The organism is Flavobacterium gelatinilyticum, from assembly GCF_027111295.1.
Taxonomy (GTDB): Bacteria; Bacteroidota; Bacteroidia; order Flavobacteriales; family Flavobacteriaceae; genus Flavobacterium; species Flavobacterium gelatinilyticum.
On sequence record NZ_CP114287.1, the window covers coordinates 1,600,949 to 1,626,936 of the forward strand.

The 25,988-nt window shown below is 34.6% G+C and carries 24 protein-coding genes and 2 pseudogenes; 19 read left to right on the plus strand and 7 right to left on the minus strand.

The features are described 5' to 3' along the window. Positions 1-120 precede the first annotated feature (120 nt). The 7 genes from OZP11_RS06870 to OZP11_RS06900 all read left to right on the plus strand — a co-directional run bounded on the left by OZP11_RS06870 (position 121) and on the right by OZP11_RS06900 (position 8,431). Entirely contained in the window at positions 121-1,188 is a 1,068-nt protein-coding gene (locus OZP11_RS06870; RefSeq protein WP_281234484.1) for an acyl-CoA reductase, read from the plus strand. Positions 1,189-1,281: 93 nt separating this feature from the next. Beyond that, positions 1,282-2,352, plus strand: a complete 1,071-nt coding sequence (gene serC / locus OZP11_RS06875; protein WP_281234485.1) for a 3-phosphoserine/phosphohydroxythreonine transaminase — start codon at positions 1,282-1,284, stop codon at positions 2,350-2,352. Positions 2,353-2,490: 138 nt separating this feature from the next. Further along, positions 2,491-3,441, plus strand: a complete 951-nt coding sequence (locus OZP11_RS06880) for a D-2-hydroxyacid dehydrogenase (protein ID WP_281234486.1) — start codon at positions 2,491-2,493, stop codon at positions 3,439-3,441. 103 nt (positions 3,442-3,544) lie between these two features. Then, on the plus strand, positions 3,545-4,108 hold the full coding sequence (locus OZP11_RS06885; protein ID WP_281234487.1) for a DUF937 domain-containing protein: 564 nt from the start codon (positions 3,545-3,547) through the stop codon (positions 4,106-4,108). A 167-nt stretch (positions 4,109-4,275) separates the two neighbouring features. Then, the gene (locus OZP11_RS06890; protein ID WP_281234488.1) at positions 4,276-4,710 is read left to right on the plus strand and encodes a DUF6146 family protein; all 435 of its coding nucleotides are present in this window, start codon (positions 4,276-4,278) and stop codon (positions 4,708-4,710) included. 31 nt (positions 4,711-4,741) lie between these two features. Beyond that, complete coding sequence (locus OZP11_RS06895) at positions 4,742-5,074, plus strand: DUF6787 family protein (protein ID WP_281234489.1); 333 nt, start codon at positions 4,742-4,744, stop codon at positions 5,072-5,074. 597 nt (positions 5,075-5,671) lie between these two features. Then, positions 5,672-8,431, plus strand: a complete 2,760-nt coding sequence (locus OZP11_RS06900) for a T9SS type A sorting domain-containing protein (protein WP_281234490.1) — start codon at positions 5,672-5,674, stop codon at positions 8,429-8,431. A 37-nt stretch (positions 8,432-8,468) separates the two neighbouring features. Here the strand turns inward: OZP11_RS06900 and OZP11_RS06905 are convergent, their stop codons facing one another. After that, positions 8,469-8,780: a hypothetical protein gene (locus OZP11_RS06905; protein ID WP_281234491.1), complete on the minus strand. Its 312-nt coding sequence runs from the start codon at positions 8,778-8,780 to the stop codon at positions 8,469-8,471. Between the two features lie 215 nt (positions 8,781-8,995). Here OZP11_RS06905 and OZP11_RS06910 point away from each other — a divergent pair. The 4 genes and pseudogenes from OZP11_RS06910 to OZP11_RS06925 all read left to right on the plus strand — a co-directional run. After that, positions 8,996-9,208: pseudogene (locus tag OZP11_RS06910) on the plus strand (ATP-binding cassette domain-containing protein); the annotation flags it as partial. A 216-nt stretch (positions 9,209-9,424) separates the two neighbouring features. After that, positions 9,425-9,874 (plus strand): annotated as a pseudogene (locus OZP11_RS06915) (ABC transporter ATP-binding protein); the annotation flags it as partial. Between the two features lie 50 nt (positions 9,875-9,924). Continuing rightward, positions 9,925-10,689 carry a TIGR02757 family protein gene (locus tag OZP11_RS06920; protein WP_281234492.1) on the plus strand — a complete coding sequence of 255 codons (765 nt, stop codon included), beginning with the start codon at positions 9,925-9,927 and terminating at the stop codon, positions 10,687-10,689. Positions 10,690-10,790: 101 nt separating this feature from the next. Further along, positions 10,791-12,140 carry a DEAD/DEAH box helicase gene (locus OZP11_RS06925; protein ID WP_281234493.1) on the plus strand — a complete coding sequence of 450 codons (1,350 nt, stop codon included), beginning with the start codon at positions 10,791-10,793 and terminating at the stop codon, positions 12,138-12,140. 104 nt (positions 12,141-12,244) lie between these two features. Here the strand turns inward: OZP11_RS06925 and OZP11_RS06930 are convergent, their stop codons facing one another. Then, a complete protein-coding gene (locus OZP11_RS06930; protein WP_281234494.1) occupies positions 12,245-13,357 on the minus strand; it encodes a lactonase family protein in 1,113 nt (370 codons plus the stop codon). A gap of 309 nt (positions 13,358-13,666) precedes the next feature. Here OZP11_RS06930 and OZP11_RS06935 point away from each other — a divergent pair, with 309 nt between their 5' ends. The 6 genes from OZP11_RS06935 (at position 13,667) to OZP11_RS06960 (ending at position 19,869) form a co-directional block, all read left to right on the plus strand. Next, a complete protein-coding gene (locus OZP11_RS06935; RefSeq protein ID WP_281234495.1) occupies positions 13,667-15,595 on the plus strand; it encodes a BatA domain-containing protein in 1,929 nt (642 codons plus the stop codon). Positions 15,596-15,741: 146 nt separating this feature from the next. Beyond that, the gene (locus OZP11_RS06940) at positions 15,742-16,992 is read left to right on the plus strand and encodes a dihydroorotase (protein ID WP_281234496.1); all 1,251 of its coding nucleotides are present in this window, start codon (positions 15,742-15,744) and stop codon (positions 16,990-16,992) included. Between the two features lie 4 nt (positions 16,993-16,996). Then, positions 16,997-17,323 carry a hypothetical protein gene (locus tag OZP11_RS06945; protein WP_281234497.1) on the plus strand — a complete coding sequence of 109 codons (327 nt, stop codon included), beginning with the start codon at positions 16,997-16,999 and terminating at the stop codon, positions 17,321-17,323. Positions 17,324-17,393: 70 nt separating this feature from the next. Beyond that, positions 17,394-18,038, plus strand: a complete 645-nt coding sequence (locus OZP11_RS06950) for an alpha/beta hydrolase (protein WP_281234498.1) — start codon at positions 17,394-17,396, stop codon at positions 18,036-18,038. 27 nt (positions 18,039-18,065) lie between these two features. Then, positions 18,066-19,151: an acyltransferase family protein gene (locus OZP11_RS06955; RefSeq protein WP_281234499.1), complete on the plus strand. Its 1,086-nt coding sequence runs from the start codon at positions 18,066-18,068 to the stop codon at positions 19,149-19,151. A 148-nt stretch (positions 19,152-19,299) separates the two neighbouring features. Beyond that, positions 19,300-19,869 carry a cysteine hydrolase family protein gene (locus OZP11_RS06960; RefSeq protein WP_281234500.1) on the plus strand — a complete coding sequence of 190 codons (570 nt, stop codon included), beginning with the start codon at positions 19,300-19,302 and terminating at the stop codon, positions 19,867-19,869. Between the two features lie 74 nt (positions 19,870-19,943). On the opposite strand, the gene OZP11_RS06965 is transcribed toward OZP11_RS06960, so the two are convergent. From OZP11_RS06965 to OZP11_RS06975, 3 genes are read right to left on the minus strand one after another with little or no spacing between them, the layout of a single operon-like run. Beyond that, on the minus strand, positions 19,944-20,366 hold the full coding sequence (locus OZP11_RS06965; protein WP_281234501.1) for a hypothetical protein: 423 nt from the start codon (positions 20,364-20,366) through the stop codon (positions 19,944-19,946). A 45-nt stretch (positions 20,367-20,411) separates the two neighbouring features. Continuing rightward, positions 20,412-20,915 (minus strand): hypothetical protein, encoded by a 504-nt coding sequence (locus OZP11_RS06970; RefSeq protein WP_281234502.1) that lies wholly within the window; start codon positions 20,913-20,915, stop codon positions 20,412-20,414. Positions 20,916-20,925: 10 nt separating this feature from the next. Then, positions 20,926-21,690 carry an MBL fold metallo-hydrolase gene (locus OZP11_RS06975; protein ID WP_281234503.1) on the minus strand — a complete coding sequence of 255 codons (765 nt, stop codon included), beginning with the start codon at positions 21,688-21,690 and terminating at the stop codon, positions 20,926-20,928. Between the two features lie 90 nt (positions 21,691-21,780). Between OZP11_RS06975 and OZP11_RS06980 the strand changes: the two genes are divergently transcribed. Beyond that, positions 21,781-23,241 carry a TonB-dependent receptor gene (locus OZP11_RS06980; RefSeq protein ID WP_281234504.1) on the plus strand — a complete coding sequence of 487 codons (1,461 nt, stop codon included), beginning with the start codon at positions 21,781-21,783 and terminating at the stop codon, positions 23,239-23,241. Between the two features lie 173 nt (positions 23,242-23,414). On the opposite strand, the gene bcp is transcribed toward OZP11_RS06980, so the two are convergent. Then, the gene (gene bcp / locus OZP11_RS06985; protein WP_281234505.1) at positions 23,415-23,867 is read right to left on the minus strand and encodes a thioredoxin-dependent thiol peroxidase; all 453 of its coding nucleotides are present in this window, start codon (positions 23,865-23,867) and stop codon (positions 23,415-23,417) included. 156 nt (positions 23,868-24,023) lie between these two features. On the opposite strand from bcp, the gene OZP11_RS06990 reads away from it, so the two are divergent. Beyond that, positions 24,024-24,680: an endonuclease III domain-containing protein gene (locus OZP11_RS06990; protein WP_281234506.1), complete on the plus strand. Its 657-nt coding sequence runs from the start codon at positions 24,024-24,026 to the stop codon at positions 24,678-24,680. Between the two features lie 18 nt (positions 24,681-24,698). On the opposite strand, the gene OZP11_RS06995 is transcribed toward OZP11_RS06990, so the two are convergent. Further along, positions 24,699-25,763: a tetratricopeptide repeat protein gene (locus OZP11_RS06995; RefSeq protein WP_281234507.1), complete on the minus strand. Its 1,065-nt coding sequence runs from the start codon at positions 25,761-25,763 to the stop codon at positions 24,699-24,701. Positions 25,764-25,988: the final 225 nt, after the last annotated feature.

The window sequence follows — 25,988 nt, forward strand, 5'->3', positions numbered from 1 at the left end:
GTTAAAAGTTATCAGGTTTTAAGCTAAAATATCAAAGATTTCAATCTGCTTTGCCTTAATAACGTAATATAGCTTATTTTTGTGCAAAATTACAATCAAAACAATTCATAAGCAAACATTATGACATTAGAAACAAAAAAAAGTGTTTTTGTTGAATTAGGAAAATTTTTAAGTCAGTTTTCTGAAGGAACCTCTGCAAAGAAATCTGACGTCTTATATAATGACCTCTTTTTTGATGATTTCGAAAAGCTGATTCATTTATCGCAATCCCATAACGGCTGGTACACGCCGGAGCAGGTTTATTTTTCTGTACAGTCCTGGGCCGAAGCTTTGACAGAAGAAAACATCAGCAAATGGCTCTCGGCTTATTCAATTGACGACAACAATGATAATTCTAAAACTGTTGCTTTAATACTGGCAGGAAATATTCCGCTCGTAGGTTTTCACGATTTCTTATCGGTTTTAATAACCGGCAGCAAAGCATTAATCAAAACTTCGTCAAACGACCAGCATTTACTACCGTTTCTGGCGAAATATCTAATTGCTGTTGATGAAAATTTCAAAGATAAAATCACTTTTGTTGAAGGAAAGCTGGAAAATTTCGACGCCGTAATTGCAACCGGCAGCAACAATACAGCCCGATATTTTGAATATTATTTTAAAGACAAACCTTCTATTATCCGCAAAAACCGAAATTCGGCTGCAATTTTAACCGGAAAAGAAACCAAAGAAGAATTAGAATCTTTGGGTGAAGATATTTTTAGATATTTTGGTTTAGGATGTCGTAATGTTTCCAAACTTTTTGTTCCGAAAGACTATTCTTTTGATGACTTTTTTCAAGCCGTTTTTAAATATCAGGACGTTATTAAATATGAGAAATATGCAAATAATTACGACTATAACAAAGCGGTTTTTTTAATGAGCAATTTTAAACTTATCGACAACGGGTTCCTGACCTTAAAAGAAGATACAAGCTACGCCTCTCCTATCTCGAGCGTTTTTTATGAATATTACGACAGCATAGAAGAACTTACAGAACGTCTTGCTTCAGATCAGGATCAAATTCAGTGTATCGTAAGCCGCGATTTTATACCAAACAGCACAGCATTTGGAAAAACCCAAAAACCGCAATTGTGGGATTATGCAGATAATGTCGATACTATAACGTTTTTGTTAACAACAAAGTGATAAAATGTTTAATTATTTCGAATATTTTAACGCTTTTTCGTCTCTTATTACCGAAATTTGCGTCTTTAAAATTTTCGACTATTAACAAAAACCATGAAAAAACACAACTACAGCGCAGGACCAAGTATTTTACCTCAGGAAGTTTTTGAGAAGGCATCAAAAGCAATTTTAAATTTTAATGATTCAGGGTTATCTATCCTTGAAATCTCGCACCGAAGCAAAGATTTCGTTGCTGTTATGGAGGAAGCTCGTTCCCTTGCTTTAGAATTATTAGGACTTCAGGGAAAAGGTTATCAGGCTTTATTTTTACAAGGTGGTGCAAGTACAGCATTCTTAATGGCACCCTATAACTTATTGAAAGAAAACGGAAAAGCAGCTTATTTAGATTCAGGAACGTGGGCAACTGCAGCAATCAAAGAAGCGAAACTTTTTGGAGAAACAGTTGTCGTAGCTTCTTCAAAAGAAGACAATTATACTTATGTTCCTAAAGGATATGAAATACCGGCTGATGCTGATTATTTTCACTGTACAAGTAACAATACCATTTTTGGAACTCAAATAAAAGAATTCCCATCAACTAATATTCCGGTTGTATGCGATATGAGTTCTGATATTTTTTCACGCGAATTAGACTTCTCAAAATTTGATTTAATCTACGCCGGAGCTCAAAAAAATATGGGACCTGCAGGAACTACTTTAGTAGTAGTTAAAGAGGAAATCTTAGGCAAAAACGGAAGAACAATTCCTAGTATGTTAGATTACGCTAAACATATTAAAGCAGAAAGCATGTACAATACTCCATCTGTATTTGCTGTTTATGTTTCTCTTTTAACTTTACAATGGATCAAAGAAAAAGGCGGAATTAGTGCTATCGAAAAATTAAACAACGCCAAAGCAGAACTGCTTTATTCTGAAATCGACAGAAACCCATTATTTAAAGGTGCTGCAAATGTAGAAGACCGCTCTAATATGAACGTAACTTTCCTGCTTACAAACCCAGACCATACCGCAGCGTTTGACGCTTTATGGAAAGAAGCCGGAATTTCAGGATTACCAGGACACCGTTCTGTGGGAGGATACAGAGCTTCTATTTACAACGCTATGCCAATCGAAAGTGTACAGGTTTTAGTTGATGTAATGAAAGCATTGGAAAGCAAAGTTTAATCGTTTATACGTTTAATCGTTAATTTGTTTAACTGTTTAACCGTAAAAATGTTTCCTTTAAAATATCAAAAAAGAAAAATCAAATACTGGTTCATCGATTATACAATTAAACGATTAACCAAATAAACAACACATACAATGAAAGTATTAGCAAATGACGGAATTTCTAAAAGCGGAATTCTGGCCTTAGAAAAAGGAGGCTTTGAAGTTATCACTACAAAAGTAGCTCAGGAACAAGTAGCTAACTATATAAACGAAAACAATGTAAGCGTAATTTTAGTTCGAAGTGCAACTAAAGTTCGTAAAGATATTATTGATGCATGCCCGGGTATCAAAATCATCGGACGCGGCGGTGTAGGAATGGACAACATTGATGTTGAATATGCAAAAAGCAAAGGAATCCATGTAATTAATACTCCTGCTTCATCATCAGAATCTGTTGCTGAGTTAGTATTTGGACACTTATTTTCTGGTGTTCGTTTCTTACATGATTCAAACAGAAATATGCCTCTTGAAGGTGATTCAAACTTTGACGGTTTAAAAAAGGCTTACGCAAACGGTGTTGAATTAAGAGGTAAAACTTTAGGTATTGTGGGTATTGGCCGTATTGGACAAGCTACTGCAAAAATGGCTCTTGGTCTTGGAATGAAAGTTATCGCTGCTGACAGCTTTATCCCTCAGGTTGATGTAAAAGTTGAATTTTTCGACGGACAGTCAATTACAACTACAATTGTTTCTCAGTCATTAGAATCTTTATTCAAAGAAGCTGATTTCATTACATTACACGTTCCTGCTCAGGATGGTTACATCATTGGAGAGAAAGAACTTGCAATCATGAAAGACGGCGTTGGAATCGTTAACTGTGCTCGCGGCGGTGTTATTGATGAAGTAGCTTTAGTAAAAGCTTTAGATTCAGGAAAAGTTGCTTTTGCAGGTTTAGACGTTTTCGAAAGCGAACCAAAACCGGAAATGGCAATCTTAATGCACTCTAAAATCTCTTTAACTCCTCACATTGGAGCTGCAACAGGAGAAGCACAAGATAGAATTGGTACTGAATTAGCTTCACAAATTATTACTTTACTAAGCTAGTAATTAAAAAATAAATTATCTTTAAAGGGATTTACTACATATTTGTAGTAAATCCCTTTCTTTTTTAATTAAATTTGGCGTGTAATTTTAAACTCTAAATATTATGTTTGAACAATTAACCCAATTAGTACAGCAATATGGAGGCGATGCTGTTGTAAACAATACCGCTGTCCCAAATGAACATAATGAAGCCGTAATAAGCGAAACAAGCAATTCTATTTTTGAAGGATTAAAAAAGATTGTTTCTGAAGGCCGAACCGATGAAATCGCCGGATTATTTAATGGAAATTCTCCTATTGACAATTCGAACCCTGTTGTACAAAAAATTCAACAGCAGTTAAGCGGAAGCCTTGGAGAAAAATTTGGCTTAAGCAGCGATGATTCATCTGGAGTAGCATCAAATTTAATTCCGCAGATTTTAGGCTCATTGGTTAACAAAGCAAAAGACCAAAACGACAGCAGTTTTCAAATTTCGGATATAATCAGTTCAATTTCCGGAAACAGCGGACAGGCATCAGTAATCATGGATACTATTTCAAAATACGGAACACAATTTGGTCTTGATCAAAACAACGATGGAAAACTTGATGTTGAAGATATATTGGTCGTTACTAAAAGTAAAGGCGGTATTTCTGGTTTTATAGGCAAATTGTTTGGAAGTAAGTAAAGATTCTAAGATGCTGAGTTTTCACACTCTTTATAAATAATCAAGAAAAGCTGTTTGCAAACCAAACAGCTTTTTTTAGTATCTCCCAATAGTGCTAACTTTACAAACTGTTAAATAACATTTCTCTTTGCTCAATAAATTGTAACTTTAAGTCTTCAAGAAAAGTTATGAAAAAGTGTATTTCAATATTATTCCTCCTGCTTATTATAATTGCGTGCTCGACAACTTCACAGACTATTGCCGGTACTGATACTGCTTCGGCAAAAAAAATAAATGATACAGTAAGAATTGCAAATGACTCATTAGAATATGAAGTTATCATAATCGACAACGGATTCAGTACCTGGCTTGCTTCACGAGCTTTTCCCCGAAATTATTACACGCTTGAATATCTGGAAAATAAAAATTACCTGTATGTAACAGAATGGAATAACCGCGTTTTGCAGCCACAGCGTTACAGCCCTAATTTATATGAAATGACGATTAATTACAGACCCGATATTCGCTATGGATACGAAGTAAATTATTTAATTTACAATTACATGATTTATTTTCAAAATACTTACAAACAAACGCTTTGGGGTATCGTTCCTTCGAGATAATATACTATATTTGTATTCATTACAAATAGCAATGAATAGATTAAAAAAACGCTGGGGAATCACCTCAAATATACAAGCCATACTTATACTTACCGTTTTTGCCATTACCGGATCGGCATCGGCCTGGCTGTCTAAACCATTCTGCGTTTGGCTGGGTATTACTAAAGAAGACTTTGGCGGTTGGTTTACTCTTATTCGTCTTATAGTCATCTTCCCTATTTATCAGGTTTTATTAGTGGCTATAGGAACTATTTTCGGACAGTTTAAATTCTTCTGGAATTTCGAAAAGAAAATGCTTAAAAACATGGGATTAGGCTTTCTATTTAAAAACGAAACTCCTAAAGACCAAAATCCTTCTGCATAATTTTAGATTTTAGATTTTAGATTTTAGATTTTAGATTTTAGATTTTAGATTTTAGATTTTAGATTTTAGATTTTAGATTTTAGATTTTAGATTTTAGATTTTAGATTTTAGATTTTAGATTTTAGATTTTAGATTTTAGATTTTCCTAATTCGCTCCTTCGGAGCTCATTTTTCTTTCTGCATATAAAAAACATATCGATCTCAAGATTAACTCCCTGGGAGCACTATATTTATAGAGAATATCCTCATACCAAAAGCTTCTGGAGAAACGGCATATATCCGATAAAAGTTGGAATTTTGAATATATTTTGGAATTCCCTCTCTACTATTTCGTAATAATTTAATACAAAAATTTCACTTCTATAAAAAATGCAGGTATTATATTATCAAAAAACTATTTTTACAGGATAGTGCAGGATAGTTTTAATTTAAGCATTACCAATCTTTACAATACTCATAATCATAATGTTATTTATAAATAGATAAGCAATACCTTACCAATATTTCTTATCAGACGATTATTTAGAAATATAAAACTTTATGATGGAGACAAATTTTACTAACTAACCAAAAACATTCAAGATGTTAAACAGCTCTATGAAATTACCCTGTGTAATGGCATTAGCCTGCCTTACCATGTCTGTTACTACCCTTTTTGCCCAAAATCCCGTAGTAAAAATTGATTTTGACCAATCCGGACGGCCAAAAGCCGAAGTAAATGAACCCGACTACACCGCCTGGGTTATCGGTTCCGGAGATACCAGTACTTATACCGAAAATGGTGTTACTTTTACCGTAAGCCGAGTTGGTCCAAACGGTGACGCATTAGGAACCAATTGGTACAAAGCCGGAATACAAGCCCCTTATTATGCCCGATTAGTCTGTGACGGACTTACAGTAAAAGGCGCAACTGCAAACCTTGGCGCAAAAATTGAACTTAAAATTTCAGGACTAGCCGCCGGAGAACACACTTTATTAACTTTCTTTAATGCCGTAGACAGCCCGTCAGGAAATACCTTTAGCCCCATTGATATTTCTATCGACGGTAATTTAGTTGTCGATAATTTAATTCCAACCATACGAGCTGTCAAAACCGCCGATGCAAAATCAACCTACTTAAAATTTCAGGCAATCGCAGGTACTGACGTAGTTCTATTATTTGCTGCCGAAACTTCGGGAACTGAAAATGTAAAAAACTTTATCCTAAATGGTTTCGAATTAAACACACCAAACATCTTTCACCAATCAACAAACCCATTGCCAAAACACAACGACGAACATGTCGAACTGGTTTCAGGAGGAAGATTATTAGAATGGACTGCAGCAGCAAATGCACTCTCTCATAATATTTATTTTGGAACAGATCCCGCTGCAGTTGAAGCCGCTACAACCGCTTCACCGGAATACAAAGGAAATCAGCCTTTAGCCAATACATCGTATCAGGTTAATGGTTTGTACACCGGAGCAGTCTATTACTGGCGTGTTGATGAAGTTTTAGCCAATAATGCAGTAGAAAAAGGAAGTCTATGGCGTTTTCGTCCCGCCCAGCTTGCCTTTCCTGATGCAGAAGGTTACGGTCGTTTTGCACGAGGCGGAAGAGGAGGAAAAGTTGTTGCTGTAACCAATTTAAACGACAGCGGACCCGGAAGTTTTCGAGAAGCTGTAACAAATGATATTGGCCCGAGAACAATTGTATTTAATACTTCCGGAATTATTCAGCTGAACTCACGTTTGGTTTTAAGCCAGCCTTATGTAACTGTTGCGGGTCAAACCGCACCGGGAAAAGGAATCTGCATACGTTCAGCCCCTTTTGGCATAACCGGAAATGATGCTGTTGTACAAAACATACGTGTTCGTCTTGGAGCCGGGCCAACTTTTGACGGAATGGGCCTAACGGGAGCAGATCACAGTATTATTGACCATTGTTCGATAAGCTGGACAATTGACGAATCGTTCAGTTCTCGTTCCGGAAAAAATATTACGCTTCAAAGAACTTTAATATCTGAAGCTTTAAACGCAGCCGGACATCAAAATTATCCTGCCGGAACAGAGCATGGTTATGCCGCTACTATAGGAGGCGATATTGGAAGTTTTCACCACAACCTCTTAGCACATTGCTACGGCCGTAATTGGAGTTTAGGAGGCGGACTGGACGGAAACGGTGCCTACACCGGCCGAATGGACATTACCAATAATGTTGTCTACAACTGGGGCGGCAGAACCACAGACGGTGGAACAAAAGAAGTTAACTTCGTGAACAATTATTACAAACCTGGCGCAGGATCAAAAATATTTGTCGCTTTTAATCAGCAGAATGAAGGCGTTGGAACCGGAATGCAGCAATGTTACTTCAACGGAAATGTAATGCCGGGCTATTTTGATGAAAACAACCAAACAGCCGGAAGAAAAGCTTCAGGCAACACAGTTCCTTATAATAACTTTGTAAATACGCCATTTTTTCCTTCTTATGTAACAACACAGTCGGCTAAAAATGCCTACAAAATTGTTCTTTCTGATGTGGGATGCGTACAACCTGAATTTGACGAACACGATCAAAGAATTATTACCGAAACTTTAAACGGAACTTATACATACAAAGGCAGTGTTACTAACAAACCAGGATTTCCAGACAACGAAACAGATGTTGGCGGATATGAAAATTATCCTGTAGTAAACCGCGATGCCGACTGGGACACAGATCAGGATGGATTGCCAGACTGGTGGGAAAAAATCATTGGAACCAATGTAAACTCTGCAATTGGTGATTTCTCAGATTCAAATGCCGATACAGATCAGGATGGTTACACAAATCTTGACAATTATTTACAATGGATGTCGCTTCCGCATTACGAATCATCGTTAGGAACCAAAGTTTACATCAATATCCAAAAATTGTCGAGAGGTTTCACTAGTGGTGTATCTTATTCTTTGTCTCAGGTTGTAAATGGAAATGCGGCACTTGCCGGAGATACTGTAGAATTCAAACCAAATGCAAAAGGATTATGTTCTTTCAATTTTACAGTAACCGATTCTGAAGGAGGAACAATGACCAGAAAAGTTAATATTGTTAGTGGATATTCTTCTTCTCCGTTAGATGAAATTATTAAAAACCTTATTGATAATTTTAAAGTATGGCCAGTTCCAAATAATGGAAATTTCTCGATTTTACTTGATAGTGAAATCGAAAAAGCCGATCTTAAAATTTATAATATTTTTGGAAGAGAAATTCAAAAACGTACCATTAGTGGTCAAACACAGGAAAATATCGTTATCAATGAAAAAGGTGTCTTTATTTTAAAAGTTTCTGATCCTTCTACAAAAAAAATCTTATATCTAAAAAAAGTCATTGTGCAATAATTGAAAATTAAAAGGCAGCTAAATTAGCTGCCTTTTTTTATATCTCTTTATCATCAAATTCATTAGGCTGTCTTGCGAAAAAATAAGTATAAATCCACGTAAGTGTAAAAGAAGGAATGATATCTGTAAACGGAATTATCTCCTCTATAAAAGTCAAAACTCCGGCTACTTTCCCTACTCTTCCTTTATACATTCTCGTCATGATAACACCCGCAATCGGCGCCCAGATTACATCTGAAAACTCGCCAAGAAACGGAATCGAAAAAGAAATCATACCAATTCCGTCCAAAATTAAACCAGTTATTAATTTTGACATTCTGTTATCATCTACCACTTTCAAATCCTGCATGTTACATTTATTTTAAAGTTAATCAAAATTAAAAATTATCTCCCGAACTAATATTATCTCTTTATAAAATTTACTTTCTAAATTCCCATATCAAGAAACATACCGATTTGATTTCAGATTTTAATATTGGAATTTAATTGTTGGAATTTATTTCCACTTTTTGGAATTTGATTATAATCAGAATCTTCGTTTCTTTGTAAAAACAGTTTCACTACATGATACACGCAAAAAACATACATAAATTCTACGATAAACTTGAGGTTTTAAAAGGAGTTGATTTACATATTAAAAAAGGCGAAATTGTTTCGATTGTGGGCGCTTCCGGTGCCGGAAAAACCACTTTACTGCAGATTTTAGGAACTTTAGACAAACCGGAACGCAATCCGGATTCCTCATTAACCATAAACGGCAGAAATGTTCTTGCCTTACAAGACGTTGAAAACGACAATTCAAAACAAGAAAAAACATTCAAAATCATTACCTGGTCGGGATTAACTTATATAGTAATTCTTGCCGTTTTTTTATTGCTTTTCAGAACTAAAATCTTCGATGACACCTTACGATACATAATAATTGGAATTTTATTTTTACCTGTCATTTCAATGCTGATTTACTACAACCGGTATTTTAAAAGGAAAAGCAGACAGGACAAAGTTTTATCTGATTTCAGAAATTTAAACCTTGGGTTTATTTTTCAGTTTCATCAGTTATTACCGGAATTTACAGCCCTAGAAAATGTTTGTCTTCCTGCTTTTATGGCCAATAAACCAAAAGCACAAACAGAAAAAGAAGCCATAAAAATATTAGAATATTTAGGTCTGTCTCACAGAATCAATCATAAACCAAATGAGCTTTCGGGTGGAGAACAGCAGCGTGTTGCTGTTGCCAGAGCTTTAATCAATAAACCCGATGTTATTTTTGCCGATGAACCGTCAGGAAATCTGGATACACATTCTGCCGAAAATCTTCATCAGCTGTTTTTTAAGCTTCGCGACGAATTTGGGCAGACATTTGTCATAGTAACACACAACGAAGAACTGGCAAACATGGCTGATAGAAAATTAGTTATGGTTGACGGACAAATTAGTAATTAAAATTGCTTTAGGCTAATCACTAAAGACTAATTACTAAGAACTAAAAAAACATGAACCAAAAAGAACTCAAAGAATTTCTAGACGAAAAAGTCATTCAATATAACAATCAGGATTTTATCGAAAGTGATCCTGTGCAGATTCCGCATTTATTTACCCAAAAAGAAGATATCGAAATTGCCGGTTTTTTAAGCGCTTCCATTGCCTGGGGAAACCGCAAAATGATTATCAAAAATTCTCATAAAATGATGGAATTAATGGGCAACACGCCTTACGATTTCGTTATGTCACATTCTAATGAAGATTTGGCAAGATTGGAAACTTTTGTCCACAGAACTTTCAACGGAAAAGATTTTGGAGGTTTCATAAAAGGCTTGCAGCATATTTATAAAAACCACAACGGACTTGAATCTGTGTTTGCTAAAAATCAGGAAAAAGACAGCCTGCAGAAAAGCATCAGCGAATTCAAAAAAATATTCTTCGAAATTGATCATTTAGCCAGAACTCAAAAACATATTTCAGATCCTTTGAACAATTCGGCAGCAAAACGAATTAACATGTACCTGCGCTGGATGGTACGCCAGGATGCAAAAGGTGTCGATTTAGGTATTTGGAAAAGCATTTCGCCATCTGTATTATCTTGTCCGCTGGATGTACATTCCGGAAATGTGGCCCGAAAACTGGGAATTTTAAAGCGAAAACAAAATGATGCAAAAGCACTGGCAGAATTAGATAAAAAACTTCGCGAAATGGACGCATCAGATCCTGTAAAATACGATTTTGCTTTATTTGGACTTGGTGTTTTTGAAGGGTTTTAATTTTGAAAATCAATCAATTATAAAACTAAATTAGCAGATGATTCGAAAAATCTAGTGATCTAACCATCATTTTAATGTACATTTGCACAAAATTTACGCAAATGAGCACTTTCGAAAAATTCAATCTCCCAAAATCATTACAAAAAGCAGTTGACGAATTAGGATTTGTTACGCCTACTCCTATTCAGGAAAAATCTTTTTCTGTAATCATGTCTGGTCGCGATATGATGGGAATTGCGCAAACCGGAACCGGTAAAACATTTGCGTATTTACTGCCTCTTTTAAAGCTTTATAAATTTACGCACACCAATACTCCAAAAATCGTAATCCTTGTTCCAACCCGCGAATTAGTGGTTCAGGTGGTAGAAGAAGTTGAAAAACTGACGACCTACATGTCGGTTAAAACTTTGGGAATTTACGGAGGTGTAAACATCAATACACAAAAGAAAGCCGTTTACGAAGGAGTTGACATTTTAGTGGGAACGCCTGGACGTACAATGGATTTGGCACTTGACGCTGTTGTTCGTTTTGATGAAACGCAAAAATTGGTAATCGACGAATTTGACGAAATGCTGAATTTAGGTTTTAGACCACAGCTTACTTCACTTTTTGCAATGATGAAAACCAAACGTCAAAACATTCTCTTCTCTGCAACTATGACAGATGAAGTGGATGATTTATTAAATGATTATTTTGATTTTCCAGAAGAAGTTACATTAGCTCCATCAGGAACGCCGCTTGAAAAAATTACTCAGATTACCTATAATGTTCCAAACTTTAATACAAAAGTTAATCTTTTAAAACATTTACTGGAAACCAACGAAAGTATGAGTCGTATTTTGGTCTTCGTAAACAATAAAAAGATTTCAGATATGCTTTTCAATCGTATTGATGAGCTTTTTGAAGGACAGTTTGGTGTAATTCACTCAAACAAATCTCAAAATTACCGTTTGAGCACAATGGCTGAATTTCAGGAAGGCAATCTTCGCGGCTTAATTACAACCGACGTTATGGCGAGAGGTTTGGATATTTCTAATATTACACACGTAATTAACTTCGAACTGCCGGAAGAACCAGAGTTGTACATGCACAGAATTGGTCGTACAGGTCGTGCAGATGCAACAGGAACAGCAATTAGTTTTGTTTCGCCAAGAGAAGAAGAATTTAAAATAGAAACCGAACTTTTAATGGATCAGGAGCTTGAAATAGTTGATTTTCCTGAAGAAGTCGAAGTTTCGGAAAAGCTTATTGAAGCTGAAAAAGACAAATTACCAAGAAAGTTTTTAATGAAAAAACCAAAACTGGAAGGTGATGGTGCTTTTCATGAAAAGTCTAAAAAGAACCAAAAAATCAATCTGGGAGGTCCTTCAAAAACCAAAAAGAAAACGCACGGTTCTGTTAACAGAAATATGCTGAAGACAAGAAACGAGAAGAAAAAGAAAAATAAATAATTTTTCTTAGTGACAGAGGTTCAAAGCAACAAAGTGACAAAGTAATAAAAAGGCTCAAAGATACAGGTTAAAACCTTTGTACCTTTGAGCTTAGACCTTAAAAATTAAATTTTCGTAAAAACCAAACCTACCGGCGAACACATCTGGATTCTTCTTCCCGTGTCTGTAAGCTTTCCTGTTGTCTGGTCTCTTTTAAAAATCACAATATCGTTTGTGTACTGATGTCCTACTAAAAGATAATTCCCTGTTGGATCGACAGCGAAATCTCTCGGACCTTTTCCTAAAGTACTTTGCTGTTCAACCAATTCGATACCTCCAGTTTTTAAAACTTTATAAACCGAAATCAAATTCGCATCAACACGATCTGTTACATATAAAAAATTTCCATCAGGCGAAAGTTTAATAGCTGCTGCACCTGTTCCGCCTTTGAAATTTTTGGGCAGAATACTCGTTTCAGCCACTATTTTTAAACTTCCCGTTTTATCGTAGCTAAGCGTTGTCAATGTACCATCTAATTCCTGAACCAGATACACGAATTTTCCGTCTTTGCTAAAAGTTAAATGTCTTGGTCCACTTCCTTTTTTAACATCAACACTTCCTTTTAAAGTCAGAATTTCGTTTTTAGAAGCCGGATTATATTTATAAATAAACACTTTATCTAATCCTAAATCATTTGCCAGAACGAATTTCTTATCCGGAGAAAAAACAACCATATGTACATGTGCTTTTTCCTGACGCGCCTCATTTGGACCTTTTCCATCGTGCTGAATCTTTTGCTGAACTTCTGTAATGCCTCCGTCAGGATTTTTCTTAAAAACCACAATACTTCCTCCCGAATAATTTGCTGCGATTACATTTTTATCATCATTAATCAAATGGCACGGATCTGCTCCCTGAGAATCGTTTTTATTTATCAAACCCAGTTTTCCCGAAGCGGCATCATACGTAAAAGCACTTACGGCACTTTGTGCTCCGTTTTCGTTTACCGCATAAACAAATTTATTATCAGCAGAAACAGACAAATAGCTTGGACTTACCACACTTTCTGAAGATTTTTTCAATTTATAATCGCCCGTAACACTATCGAATTCATAAACATAAATCCCGTTACTCTGGCAAGTATTCGTGTAAGTTCCAACCAGTAAATTGAATTTATCCTGAGCTTTTACCGTTGTGACTGCCAAAGCGGAAAATAATATTAAAGATATTTTTTTCATAGTTTGTTTTTTTGAATTAGCTAAAATACACATAAATATCTTTTGTAAACTGTTTCTTTTTTACAAATAGAATTACAAAAGTTACATTTTTAAATGTTTTTCTGCCATAATAAGTAATAAAAGTTCCTTTTAGTTTTTTTACGTTTCAACTTATAATCCCCTATATATACTTATATGCTTTAAAATAATATCATGCGGCATTACTTATAATCTCTTCTATAAACTATATGGTTTAATACATATTTAATTTGTATTTTTGACCTGCCTCTTCGTGAAAAACAAAACGTAGCGAAGTAAACCAAAGTCAGAATGCATTTTAAACATCCCGAAATTCTATACTTTCTGTTTTTGTTGATTGTTCCAATTTTGGTTCATTTATTTCAATTACGACGATTTAAAACTTCTTATTTTACTAATGTACGTTTTCTGAAAGAGCTTGCTGTTCAGACCCGTAAAAGTTCCAAAATCAAAAAACGTTTATTGCTCGCCACTCGTTTATTACTGCTGACGTGTGCTATTATTGCTTTTGCACAGCCTTTTTTTGAAGCAAAAGACAGCAAAAATGCCTCAAACGAAATGTATATCATTCTGGATAATTCATTCAGTATGCAGGCAAAAGGCAAAAAAGGCGAACTGCTTAAACGTGCCGTACAGGAATTACTGGAAAATACGCCCGAAACTGCCCAGTTTTCACTTTTAACGAATACTGAAAATTTCTGGAATACTGATATTAAATCATCTAAAAGCGCGCTGCAAAATTTAAACTACAGCGCCTCTCCTTTTGAACTTTCATCGATTTTAGCAAAAGTAAAAGCACACAAATCGGCCTATAATAAAGACATTGTGATTATTACCGATGCTGTTGGCTTAAGCGAAAAAAACACTAAAAATATTGATTTTGAAGAAAAACCATATTTCATAGTTCCAAAAGCCGAACAGAAAAACAACGTTTCTATTGACAGTGTTTACATCAACCAGACTTTAGAAAATTTCTATGAAATTGGAGTAAATTTATCGGCTTATGGCGATGATTTCAAACCTGTTTCTACTGCTTTATACAATCAAAACAAACTGATTGCAAAAACAATTATCAATTTTGACGCTAAGAAAAAGAAAATCAGCTTTACGATTCCGAAAGAAGCTTTTCACGGTTATGTTTCTATTGAAGACAACGGTCTGACGTATGACAACAAATTATTTTTCAGCATTTCTAAAAACAAAAAAACAAACGTTATTAGTATTGGGGAACCGGAAAAAAGCAATTTCTTAACCCGAATTTACACTCCGGCTGAGTTCAACTATAATAATTACGCCATTAATTCTTTAGATTACAATAGTTTAGAAAAACAAAACACGATTATTTTAAATGAATTAATTGAAATTCCGCAGGCCTTACAAACCACTCTAAAAGCTTTTGTTTCAAAAGGCGGGAATCTTGTGGTAATTCCTTCTGAAAAAACGTCGGTTTCAAATTTCAATGCTTTCTTAGCTAATTTTGGTAAAATTCAATTTAATACTCTTAAAACAGAAAGTAAGCTGATTACGAAAATCAATTTCGATCATCCTCTATTTTCAGGTGTTTTCGAGAATAAAATCACAAATTTCCAGTATCCAAAAACAAATGTTTCATTTGACATCTCAAGTCCATATCCGGCTGTTTTATCTTATGAAGACCAAAGTGCTTTTGTGACGTCGGTTCAAAGTCCGGTTTCGGGCATTACCGTTTTTTCAGCACCAATAAACAGCAGTAATTCTAATTTTCAGCAGTCACCTTTAATTGTTCCGTTGTTTTATAAAATAGCACAGAACAATCAGAAAACGGGCGTTAATGCTTTGACAATAGGAAACAATCAGCCTTATTTTGTAGATGTTTTATTGACAAAAGATGCGATTTTGGAAGTAAAAGGAACAGAAGATTCTTTTATTCCGATTCAGCAGATACTAAACAATAAAGTCAAATTAACATTTAATGATTTTCCGGAAACAGCCGGAAATTACAGCATTTTTGACAAAAAAGAATGGGTTGAAAATTTAAGCTTTAATTACAAAAGAACCGAAAGTGATTTGAGTCAGGTAAACACTAATGTGATTTCGGATTTCAAAACAGCCGATACAATTTCAACCATTTTTAATACCCTGCAGACAGAGCGGACAGACAGCCAGATTTGGAAATGGTTTGTTATCTTTGCACTGTTATTTTTAGCATTAGAAATGGCAATTATAAAATTTGTAAAATAGGTTTCGAATTATTCATTTAGTATGTCATTTCAACGAAGGAGAAATCACAGATACTAAGAACATTTGGAACAGAATATCGAGTGCGATTTCTCCTTCGTCGAAATGACAAAATGAAATCTTTTAATAAAAAATAAATTTCTCTACATATGAAACTAATCATCAAAAGCGCCAAAATTATCGACTCAAAAAGTCCGTTTCATAATCAGACCGTTGATCTTTTAATTGCAGATGGTTTAATAGAAAAAATAGGGGTTTCACTTCCAAACGATGATGCAGAAGTAGTACGATTCGACGATCTTCATGTTTCTCAGGGCTGGTTCGACAGCAGTGTTTCTCTTGGAGAACCGGGCTACGAAGACAGAGAAACGATTGCAAATGGTTTAACTGTTGCGGCCAAAAGCGGTTTTACAGCTATAGGTCTACAGCCCAACTCCTTCCCTATTATCGACAACCAGTCTCAGGTTAATTTTGTAAAAAATAAAGCAAACGGTTTTGCAACAGAAATTTTCCCAATCGGTGCTTTAACAAAAGCCAGCGAAGGAAAAGATATGGCAGAACTTTTTGATATGAAAAAAGCCGGAGCCATTGCGTTTGGAGATTACAATAAAAGTATCGACAACGCCAATATCCTGAAAATTGCTTTACAATATGTACAGGATTTCGACGGGCTGGTAATTGCGTATTCGCAGGATCCAAATATAAAAGGAAATGGTACTGCCAACGAAGGAATTGTTTCTACACGATTAGGTCTAAAGGGAATCCCGAATTTAGCCGAAGAACTGCAGGTTTCAAGAAACTTATTTTTACTGGAATACACAGGCGGAAAACTTCATATTCCGACTATCTCTACAGCAAAATCGGTTGAATTAATCAGAGAAGCAAAAGCAAAAGGTTTACACGTAACCTGCAGCGCATCTGTACATCATTTGGTTCTAACCGATGAAAAACTGGATGGTTTTGACACTCGTTTTAAAGTTACGCCTCCACTACGTACAGAAGTTGACAGACAGGCTTTATTAAACGGAATCGCCGATGGTACAATCGATATCATCACATCAGATCACAACCCGATTGATATTGAATTCAAAAAAATGGAATTTGATACGGCTAAAAACGGAACAATTGGTCTTGAAAGTGCTTTTGGAGCTTTATTAACGGTTTTACCCATAGAAACTATTGTTGCTAAATTAACAGCGGCGAGAACAGTTTTCGGATTAGAAAATACCATAATTGAAGAAGGTGCAAAAGCAAATTTAACACTGTTTTCAACCGAAGGAAAATCAACTTTTACAAAAGAAAACATTCTGTCAAAATCTAAAAATTCTGCTTTTTTAGGAACTGAAATTAAAGGTTCTGTTTACGGAATTTTAAATCAAAATCAACTTGTTACAAAATAATACAATGAAGAATACAGTCGAAGAAGGAAAATCAATTGCCATTACCAGTTACATCTTGATTATTGGCGTTTTAATTGCCATGAGCATGAATTCTGAAAAAAAAAACAGTTTTGCTTCTTTTCATATTCGTCAGGCATTAGGTCTGTCTCTGACTTTTATTTCTCTGGGAGCCATTATCAGCAATTTCGACAGTTTTTTCATCACGTTCCCAATGTGGATTTGTATCTCAATCCTCTGGACTTTTGGTATTTTTAATGCTATTCAAGGACAAATGAGACCAATTCCTTTAGTTGGGGAATTGTTTCAAAAATGGTTTAAAAAGATTGGATAATCATTTAAATTCCAAAACCTGGAACTTGAAACCTGAAACTTGAAAAATTCACAACTCACAATTAAAAAAAATGAATCTATCCTTAGAATATAAAATACAAGAACCAAAAGTAATTTTAGATAAAAATCCATTATTACTTTTATTACACGGTTACGGAAGCAACGAAGCCGATTTATTCTCATTTGCCTCTGAATTACCGGACAATTATTATGTAATTTCTGCAAGAGCACCTTACGATTTGCAATATGGTGCTTACGCGTGGTACGCAATCAACTTTGATGCAGATCAGAATAAATTTTCAGATAATGAGCAGGCTAAAATTTCAAGAGACAGAATAGCTGTTTTTATTGATGAATTAACAGCAAATTATCCTATTGACGCTAATAATGTTACTTTAATCGGATTCAGCCAGGGATCGATTTTGAGTTATGCAACGGCACTTTCTTATCCTGAAAAAATTCAGCGAGTTGTTGCGATGAGTGGTTATTTTAACGAAGAAATTATCAAAGAAGGTTTTGAAAACAATGATTTCAAAAACCTAAAAATATTCGCTTCACACGGAACAGTCGATCAGGTTATTCCAATTGAATGGGCAAGAAAAACACCTGCAATTTTAGAGAAATTACATATTCCGGTAGTTTATAAAGAATATCCTGTTGGACATGGAGTTGCACCTCAGAATTTCTTTGATTTTAAGAATTGGTTAGCTATTTAATCACTCTTGCATGCACAAATAGTTAAAATGAAAATAACTTGCTTTCTAAACAAAGAGAACAACAATTTAGATTTAATCAGAATCTTACTAGCTTGTATTGTTATTCTTGGCCATACAATCGCATTAAATGGAATAACACCATATTGGACGGATCCAGTAAGTTTATTTTTTCCAGTAACTTACTCCGGAGCACTCGCTGTAAAGCTTTTCTTTTTTATAAGTGGCCTGGTTGTTACGAATAGTCATCTAAAAAATGACAGTTTCGTATATTTTGCAATTTCAAGACTATTTAGAATTTTGCCTGCTTTACTATTTCTTTTACTAATTACTGTTTTTTTAATTGGCCCAACTATTACTAATATAAGTATTTCAGAATACTTTTCAGACTATAATAATTATAAATATATAATAAAAAATATATATTTTAAAACACAATATATACTTACAGGAGTTTTTAATAACAACTTGTACAAAGATGCAGTAAATGGATCATTATGGAGTTTAAATTATGAGATAAAATGCTACATTGCCTTAATGTGTACATTCTTATTAATTAAAAATAAAAGAACGTTCTTTTTCAATATAAGTTTTGCTGCACTTTTTATGGTAAGTGTTTTCCCTTCAAACTTCATACTTAGCAGACTAAGCAATAATCCGGAAATTTATTATCTGCCTATTTCTTTTGCTTACGGAGTCTTTTTAGCAATAAATCAAAACAAATCTATAATGAATTTGCCACTTGTTCTTTTATCATTTTTTGTTTATTTTTTATTCAGAGGACATCAAGCAGAAGAACTATTTCTTATCGTTGCTTTTTGCAACTTGATCATTTTTATCAGCTCTCGGGAATTTATTTTAAAATTCAAACCTAAATATGATATTTCGTACGGGATTTATCTTTGGGGTTTTTTAATACAGCAAATAGTCTACTTTTGCTTTGGCACAATATATGCCGGATTGCATTTTATTGCAGCAGTTAGCATTTCAATCACAATTGCCTATATTTCATTTATTTACATTGAAAAACCAAGTATACTAATAGGAAAACAAATCTTAGCTTTTTACAATTCTAAGAATATAAAAAAAATAAAATTTAAATCCTCCGTTTTTTAGTTTGTCTCAAAATTTTAAATTCATCTAATAAATCTAATCATATTTTCAATTGAATGGAGTTGCACCTCAGAATTTCTTTGATTTTAAAAATTGGCTTATTGGTTAGTTTTTTAGTTTTAAGAGTTGGCAATAATTAAATCTTCATAAAATGAGCAATTCAAAACTTGATAATCCCGCATTAATTTTAATTGATATTCAAAAAGGATTTCTTGACGTTGCTTATTGGGGCGGAGACCGAAATAATGCAAACGCAGAGGAAAAAGCGGGTGAACTTCTGGAAATATGGCGATCTAAAAATCTGCCTGTTTTTCATGTACAGCATTGTTCTTCAAATCCTAATTCGATTTTAAATGAAACTAATTCTGGAAATGAATTTCAGAATGTTGTAAAACCTCTTGAAGGTGAAACAATCATCAAAAAAAACGTCAACAGCGCTTTTATCGGAACTAATCTGAAAGAATTATTAGACAATGCTAAAATCACTAATCTTGTAATTCTGGGTTTAACTACAGATCACTGTGTTTCTACCACGACCAGAATGGCAGGAAATTTTGGTTATACAGTTTATTTAGTTTCTGATGCATCGGCGACTTTCAATAAAAAAGGCGTAAACGGAGAAGATTTCTCAGCCGAAATAATACATCAAACGGCTTTAGCAAGTTTAAATGAAGAATTTGCTCAGGTGGTTACTTCTGATTTTATTAAAGAGAATCTTTAGTTTTCAGTCACAGTATTTAGTCGCAGTTTTCAGTTTCGAACTGAAAACTGAAAACCGCGACTTAACACTAAAAATTACTGTCCCGTATAAAGAATCTTATCTCCTTTCTTCAAAACATATCCTTTCCACGGACTTAACTGCCAGTCTCCTTTAACCCACGAATCACCTTCGGATTTTCTTTCTAAGATGATCGATTCTTTTTGAGTATCAAGAAAAAGTTCTGCTTTATTTCCGTCAAAAATTACATATGATACTGTTGTATACGTTTTTCCGTCATCATAATGCGACAATTTTGTTCCTTCAAAAATTCGGATGCATTCTTTTTTAAGTGTTGACCAGGTATATCCGGCAGAGGCTTTACAACCGTGAGAATCTGAATCAGCTCCTGTAAGTATCTCTTTTTTAGTTTCTTTAGAAGTTACATTTTCCTGAGTAACTTTTTTACCGCATGAAATTGCAGCGGTCACAATAATCGAAAACAAAAACATCTTTTTCATCTATCCTATTTATTTTACGGTCAAAAAAAAATAGGATTTAAAATCCTATTTTTGATATAACCAAGTTTGATTTACTTCAAATGTAATATTTTCTTTATCATCAACAAAGTATTTTAACAAGACTTCTCCCCATAATTCTCCATTGCTGTAATCTGCAATTATCCAACGGTGGTTTAATACTTTTACTTTGTTAATAATAAATTTATTTGGTCCAATCTGATCTTGTCCTGTATACGGATTTCCTTTTGGCTGTGCATTAAAATCCAGTAATTTTTCAGTTACTGCCGGAATCAGTTTTTCATATAAAATCACTTTTCCGCCAGAAGCACTGTTATCGAAGTAATTCTGTGCATTTTCATTATGCTCCAGCGAAAAATAATCTGCTTCGGCTAATTTTCCAGTTACTAAATTAATACTGTCTCTCAGCTTTTTTGTTGTTTTCTCATATCTTTCTTCGCCAAATTTTACTTCACGGCTGTAAAACATATATGTAAAAACGTTCATTAATATCGCAAGGATAAAAAGGTAAAGCATTAAGGATTTTTTCATTTTGGTATAATTAAATTGTAATTTCTAAATTATCGTAAGCCAGAAAAACATTTTCCGGAAGTTGTTTTTGTACTTCTTCATGAAAGCCCAAAACATGGCTGATGTGCGTTAAATAGGCTTTTTCGGGTTTTACCAGATTAATAAAATCCAGTGCTTCCTGTAAATTAAAATGAGTATCGTGAGGTTCAACACGCAGGGCGTTTACAACCAGAACTTTTACACCTTTGAGCTTCTCAATTTCTACCTGCTCGATGGTTTTTACATCGGTTAAATAAGCGAACTGATCGATTCGGTATCCAAAAACCTGCAGGTCGCCATGCATGGCATTTATAGGAACAGCTATTTTATCGCCAACAGCAAAAGGCTCATTGTTATGCACTTCGATTGTCTTTACGCTTGGTGCTCCGGGATATTTGTTTACGGTTTCGAAAACATAATCAAAACGGCGCCTTAAGTTGTCCAGAACACGCTTATGTCCATAGATTGGAATTTCTCCCTGACGGAAATTAAACGGACGAATATCGTCTAATCCGGCAGTGTGATCTGAGTGTTCGTGAGTGAATAAAATTGCATCCAGTTTACGGCATCCGCAGGAAAGCATCTGCTGTCTGAAATCGGGACCGCAATCGATAACGTACGAGTGCTCGTTCCACGAAATCCAGATGGATACACGGAGTCTTTTGTCCTTAGCATCAGTGCTTTTACAAACGGGATGATCGATTCCGATAATCGGAATACCTTGGGAAGTACCAGTACCTAGAAAATAGACCTTCAATTGAACTTAATTTTTTTACAAAAATAGGATTATTTCTCTTTCATTAGAAGCCTAATTTACTAACTTTGTAACAAATCTATTTAAAATATAATGGGTACAGAAATAAAACTCAAAGGTGACAAGGTCATCGAACAGATTCCTTCCATAAAAGACAAAGCTTTACGCATTAATTTAAACGAGAATATTTACGGAACATTTGCTGAAATTGGCGCTGGACAAGAGACAGTTAGACATTTTTTTAGATCTGGAGGATCATCCGGAACTATTGCAAAAGCAATGTCTGCCTATGACAAAGATTTCAGTGACGCTGTTTACGGCGTTGAAAGTGACGGAAGATACGTTACTGAAAACCGACTAAAAAAAATGCTTACGTTTGAAGGCGAATTGATTGAAGAACGTCTGAGCAGAGAAAAACACCCAAATAAACTTTTTTTCAGCTACGCTAATACTGTAGCAACAATAGATTTTGCCAAACAATTTAAAGGCCATGGCTGGGTTGGTATAAGATATCAGATTGAACCTGACGAGGCTTACAACGAAATTATTCTTCACATTCGTTTTAAAGAGACCGATGCCAGATTACAACAAGAAACACTTGGAATTTTAGGGGTTAACTTAATTTACGGTGCTTTTTACAAATATAATGATCCAAAGCGTTTACTGCGTTATTTATACGATCACTTAGACAAAGATCAGTTAGAAATCGATACAATTAACTTTTCTGGTCCTCGTTTTGCCGATGTAGACAATCGTTTGATGAGTTTACAACTGGTTAAAAACGGAATGACTGATGCCGTAATGTTTAATCCTGAAGGAAAAAACATTCTGCCGGCTGCTATTTTGTATAAAAAGAACCTTTTGGCTTTAAGAGGAAGTTTTCGCCCGGTTACGAAAGTAAATATGGACATGTACGAGAAATCGCTGCAAATGTTCCTTGAAGAAAATAAGGTTGAAAAAGACAATACGCTGGTAATTTTTGAAATCACACTTTCGAATTTACGCTCTGATGGTGAAATCGACGAACGTGATTTTATGGACAGAGCTGAATTACTTTGTTCTCTTGGTCAGACGGTTATGATTTCAAATTTCCAGGAATATTACAAAGTGGTTGAATACTTCGCTAATTATACGAAGGCCCGTATGGGTCTTGCAATGGGTGTAAACAACCTTGTAGATATTTTTGACGAGAAATATTACCGTCACTTAAGCGGAGGTATTCTTGAGGCTTTTGGAAAATTATTCTACAGAGATATGAAAGTTTTCCTTTATCCAATGCTGGATGAAAATGGAGAATTAATGAACTCAAGCAACCTTAAAGTTCATCCTAGAATGAAAGAATTATATAAATTCTTTAAATTCAACGGAAAAGTGGTTGACGTTACAAATTATGATCCAGACAACTTATCTGTTTTCTCTCGCGAAGTTTTAAAAATGATCAATCAGGGAAAAAAAGGCTGGGAACATATGCTTCCGCCAGGTATTCCGGAAATTATAAAAGAGCATCATCTTTTTGGATATCATCCACAAAAAGAATTAGAACAAAATGCTTAATAGAAAAAGTCCCAAGGGGCTTTTTTTGGTTTAAGAGTTTTACTTTGTTTCAGGTTTCAAGTTTTGCTTGACGGGTATAGTTTTAACGCAAAATACATTAAAACTATACATCAAGTAAAACAACTTGAAACCTGAAACCTGAAACCTGAAACCAAAAAACTAAAACAAAAAAATTATTTCAAAATCTGTGCAGCGTGTTCTTTTGTTTTCACTTTTTCGATTACTTCTTCAATAATTCCTTTTTCGTCGATTACAAAAGTTGTTCTGTGAATTCCGTCATATTCTTTTCCCATGAACTTTTTTGGTCCCCAAACACCAAATGCGTTGATTACAGATTTGTCTTCATCAGCAATTAAAGGAAAAGGAAATTCATATTTGTCTTTAAATTTCAACTGCGCTTTCTGGCTGTCGGCGCTCACTCCCAGAAGCTCGTAGTCATTCGCTTTAAATCTTTCAAAATTATCTCTTAAATCACAAGCTTCTGCGGTACAACCTGGTGTACTTGCTTTTGGGTAAAAGAAAACTACTAATTTCTTTCCGGCATAATCAGCCAGTTTATGTGTTTTCCCATCCTGATCTGTTCCTGAAAAACTGGGTGCTTTATCTCCTGCTTTTAATGTCGTCATGATTTTTTATTTTAAGTTGTTGATTTTAGACTGCCTGCCTATATTCGTTAGAGATTCAATTAGAAGCAAAGATAACCCATAAAACTTACAACTCTTAACTTACCACTCTTCTATAAACAGATAATTCCTTATTTTTACATTCTTAAAAGTACGTAAATGAATAAAGAAGCTCGTGTTCAGTTTGTTATAAATAAGTTAAAAGAACTCTATCCTACTATTCCTGTTCCGCTTGATCATAAAGACCCTTATACTTTACTAATTGCCGTCTTACTTTCGGCACAATGTACAGATGTACGTGTGAATCAGATAACGCCTTTGTTATTTGCGAAAGCAGATAATCCGTATGATATGGTAAAAATGTCGGTCGAAGAAATTAAGGAAATTATCCGTCCGTGTGGTTTGTCCCCAATGAAATCAAAAGGAATTCATGGTTTATCTGAAATTCTAATTGAGAAATATAATGGCGAAGTACCGCAGAGTTTTGAAGCGCTTGAAGCTTTACCGGCTGTAGGGCATAAAACAGCGAGTGTTGTAATGTCGCAGGGGTTTGGTGTTCCAGCTTTTCCGGTTGATACTCATATTCACAGACTAATGTACAGATGGAATCTTTCGAACGGAAAAAATGTAGTTCAGACTGAAAAAGATGCTAAGAGATTATTTCCAAGAGAATTATGGAATGATCTCCATTTACAGATAATCTGGTACGGACGCGAATATTCACCGGCTCGTGGATGGGATTTAGAAAGAGATATTATTACCCGTACTGTAGGGAAAAAATCATTAATAGAAGAAGCTGCTAAAAAGAAAGTTTAGCAGCTTCTTTATTTTATTTTACATGGTCTTTTTTAAGGCATTGTATTCAGTTGTCATATCTAATGATCGATATACGCCTAAAAGTGATTTTTTAACCTCTTCGTTTTGAGGATCGATAGTTAATGCTTTGGTCAGGTACGGAATGGTGCTTTTTACAAGTTCATTCTTTTGAGTATTCAGCTTTTCATATTCCTTCATTTCTTTCGGACTATTACCCAGTTGATCCATCTGATCGACTAAATCTTTCTTTTGCTGCATTTTTACATAGGTCAGATTAATACAGCAGTCCATACAACCCGGATTTGACTGCAGCCCAGCCTCATAGTATTTAGAAGCATTTAAATAATCATTTCGCTCTAAATAGCAGTAAGCAAGTGAAATTAAAACTTCTTCTTTTTTTGACGGCGGATAAACAGTTCTTGGTTTTTCGTAAAGTCCTGCCTGAATATTGGATTCCCTCGCACTATAAGAAATAAAGGCTTCTTCTACTTTTGTTTTCTTATTAGTAGCATACAAAACAACCCCTTTTCCGGTATAGTTTATTTTTCTAAGCTCATCGTAATATTTAATGGCATTAATATAATCTTTACCTGTCAGGGCAGCGCCGGCCGCATTCATTAAGTTTAGCGTATCTTTTCTGTCGATTTGATATACTTCGTAGCTTTTAGCAGAGCTTTCTTTAAACTTTCCTGCTTTATAATCAGCAAAAGCACCGTCAACAAGTGTAGATTTCATAGCTTTTAATGCCTGATTCGCTTTAAAGGCGTATTTGTAATTTCGGGAATCATTTTCATACAAAAGAATGTCCTGATATGCTGCAGAAGCAAGTGCAAAATTATTTACCGCATCAATATTTTTTGACGCCAGATCTTTGCACGCATTTCCTTTTACAAAATAGAAATCGGATTTATCAGAATCTGAAGCATTAACGATAAGGTATTCTATCTTTTTTAAAACAACCAGTGCTTCTTCACTTTTTCCTTTATCATATAAAGTCTGAGCTTCTTTTATTTGATCTTTTTGAGCAAACGCTCCTACTGTTATCAATAAAGAAATTGATAACATCATTAGATTATTTTTCATTTTTAAATAGGTTTTGTTTGGTGTAGATTAGTTTTAAACGATTCAAAATCGTTAAGGCTTACTGTTATTGTAAATAGATACGACCTAACACAACAAAACAAAATGAACTGAGTAGTTTTTCTTCATATAGTACCGGTTATTAGTTAAACTTTAAATTGGTTTTGGGTTAATTGATTGTTCTATATTCATATAATAAAAAAATCAGCTGTTAAACTGAGATAAAAA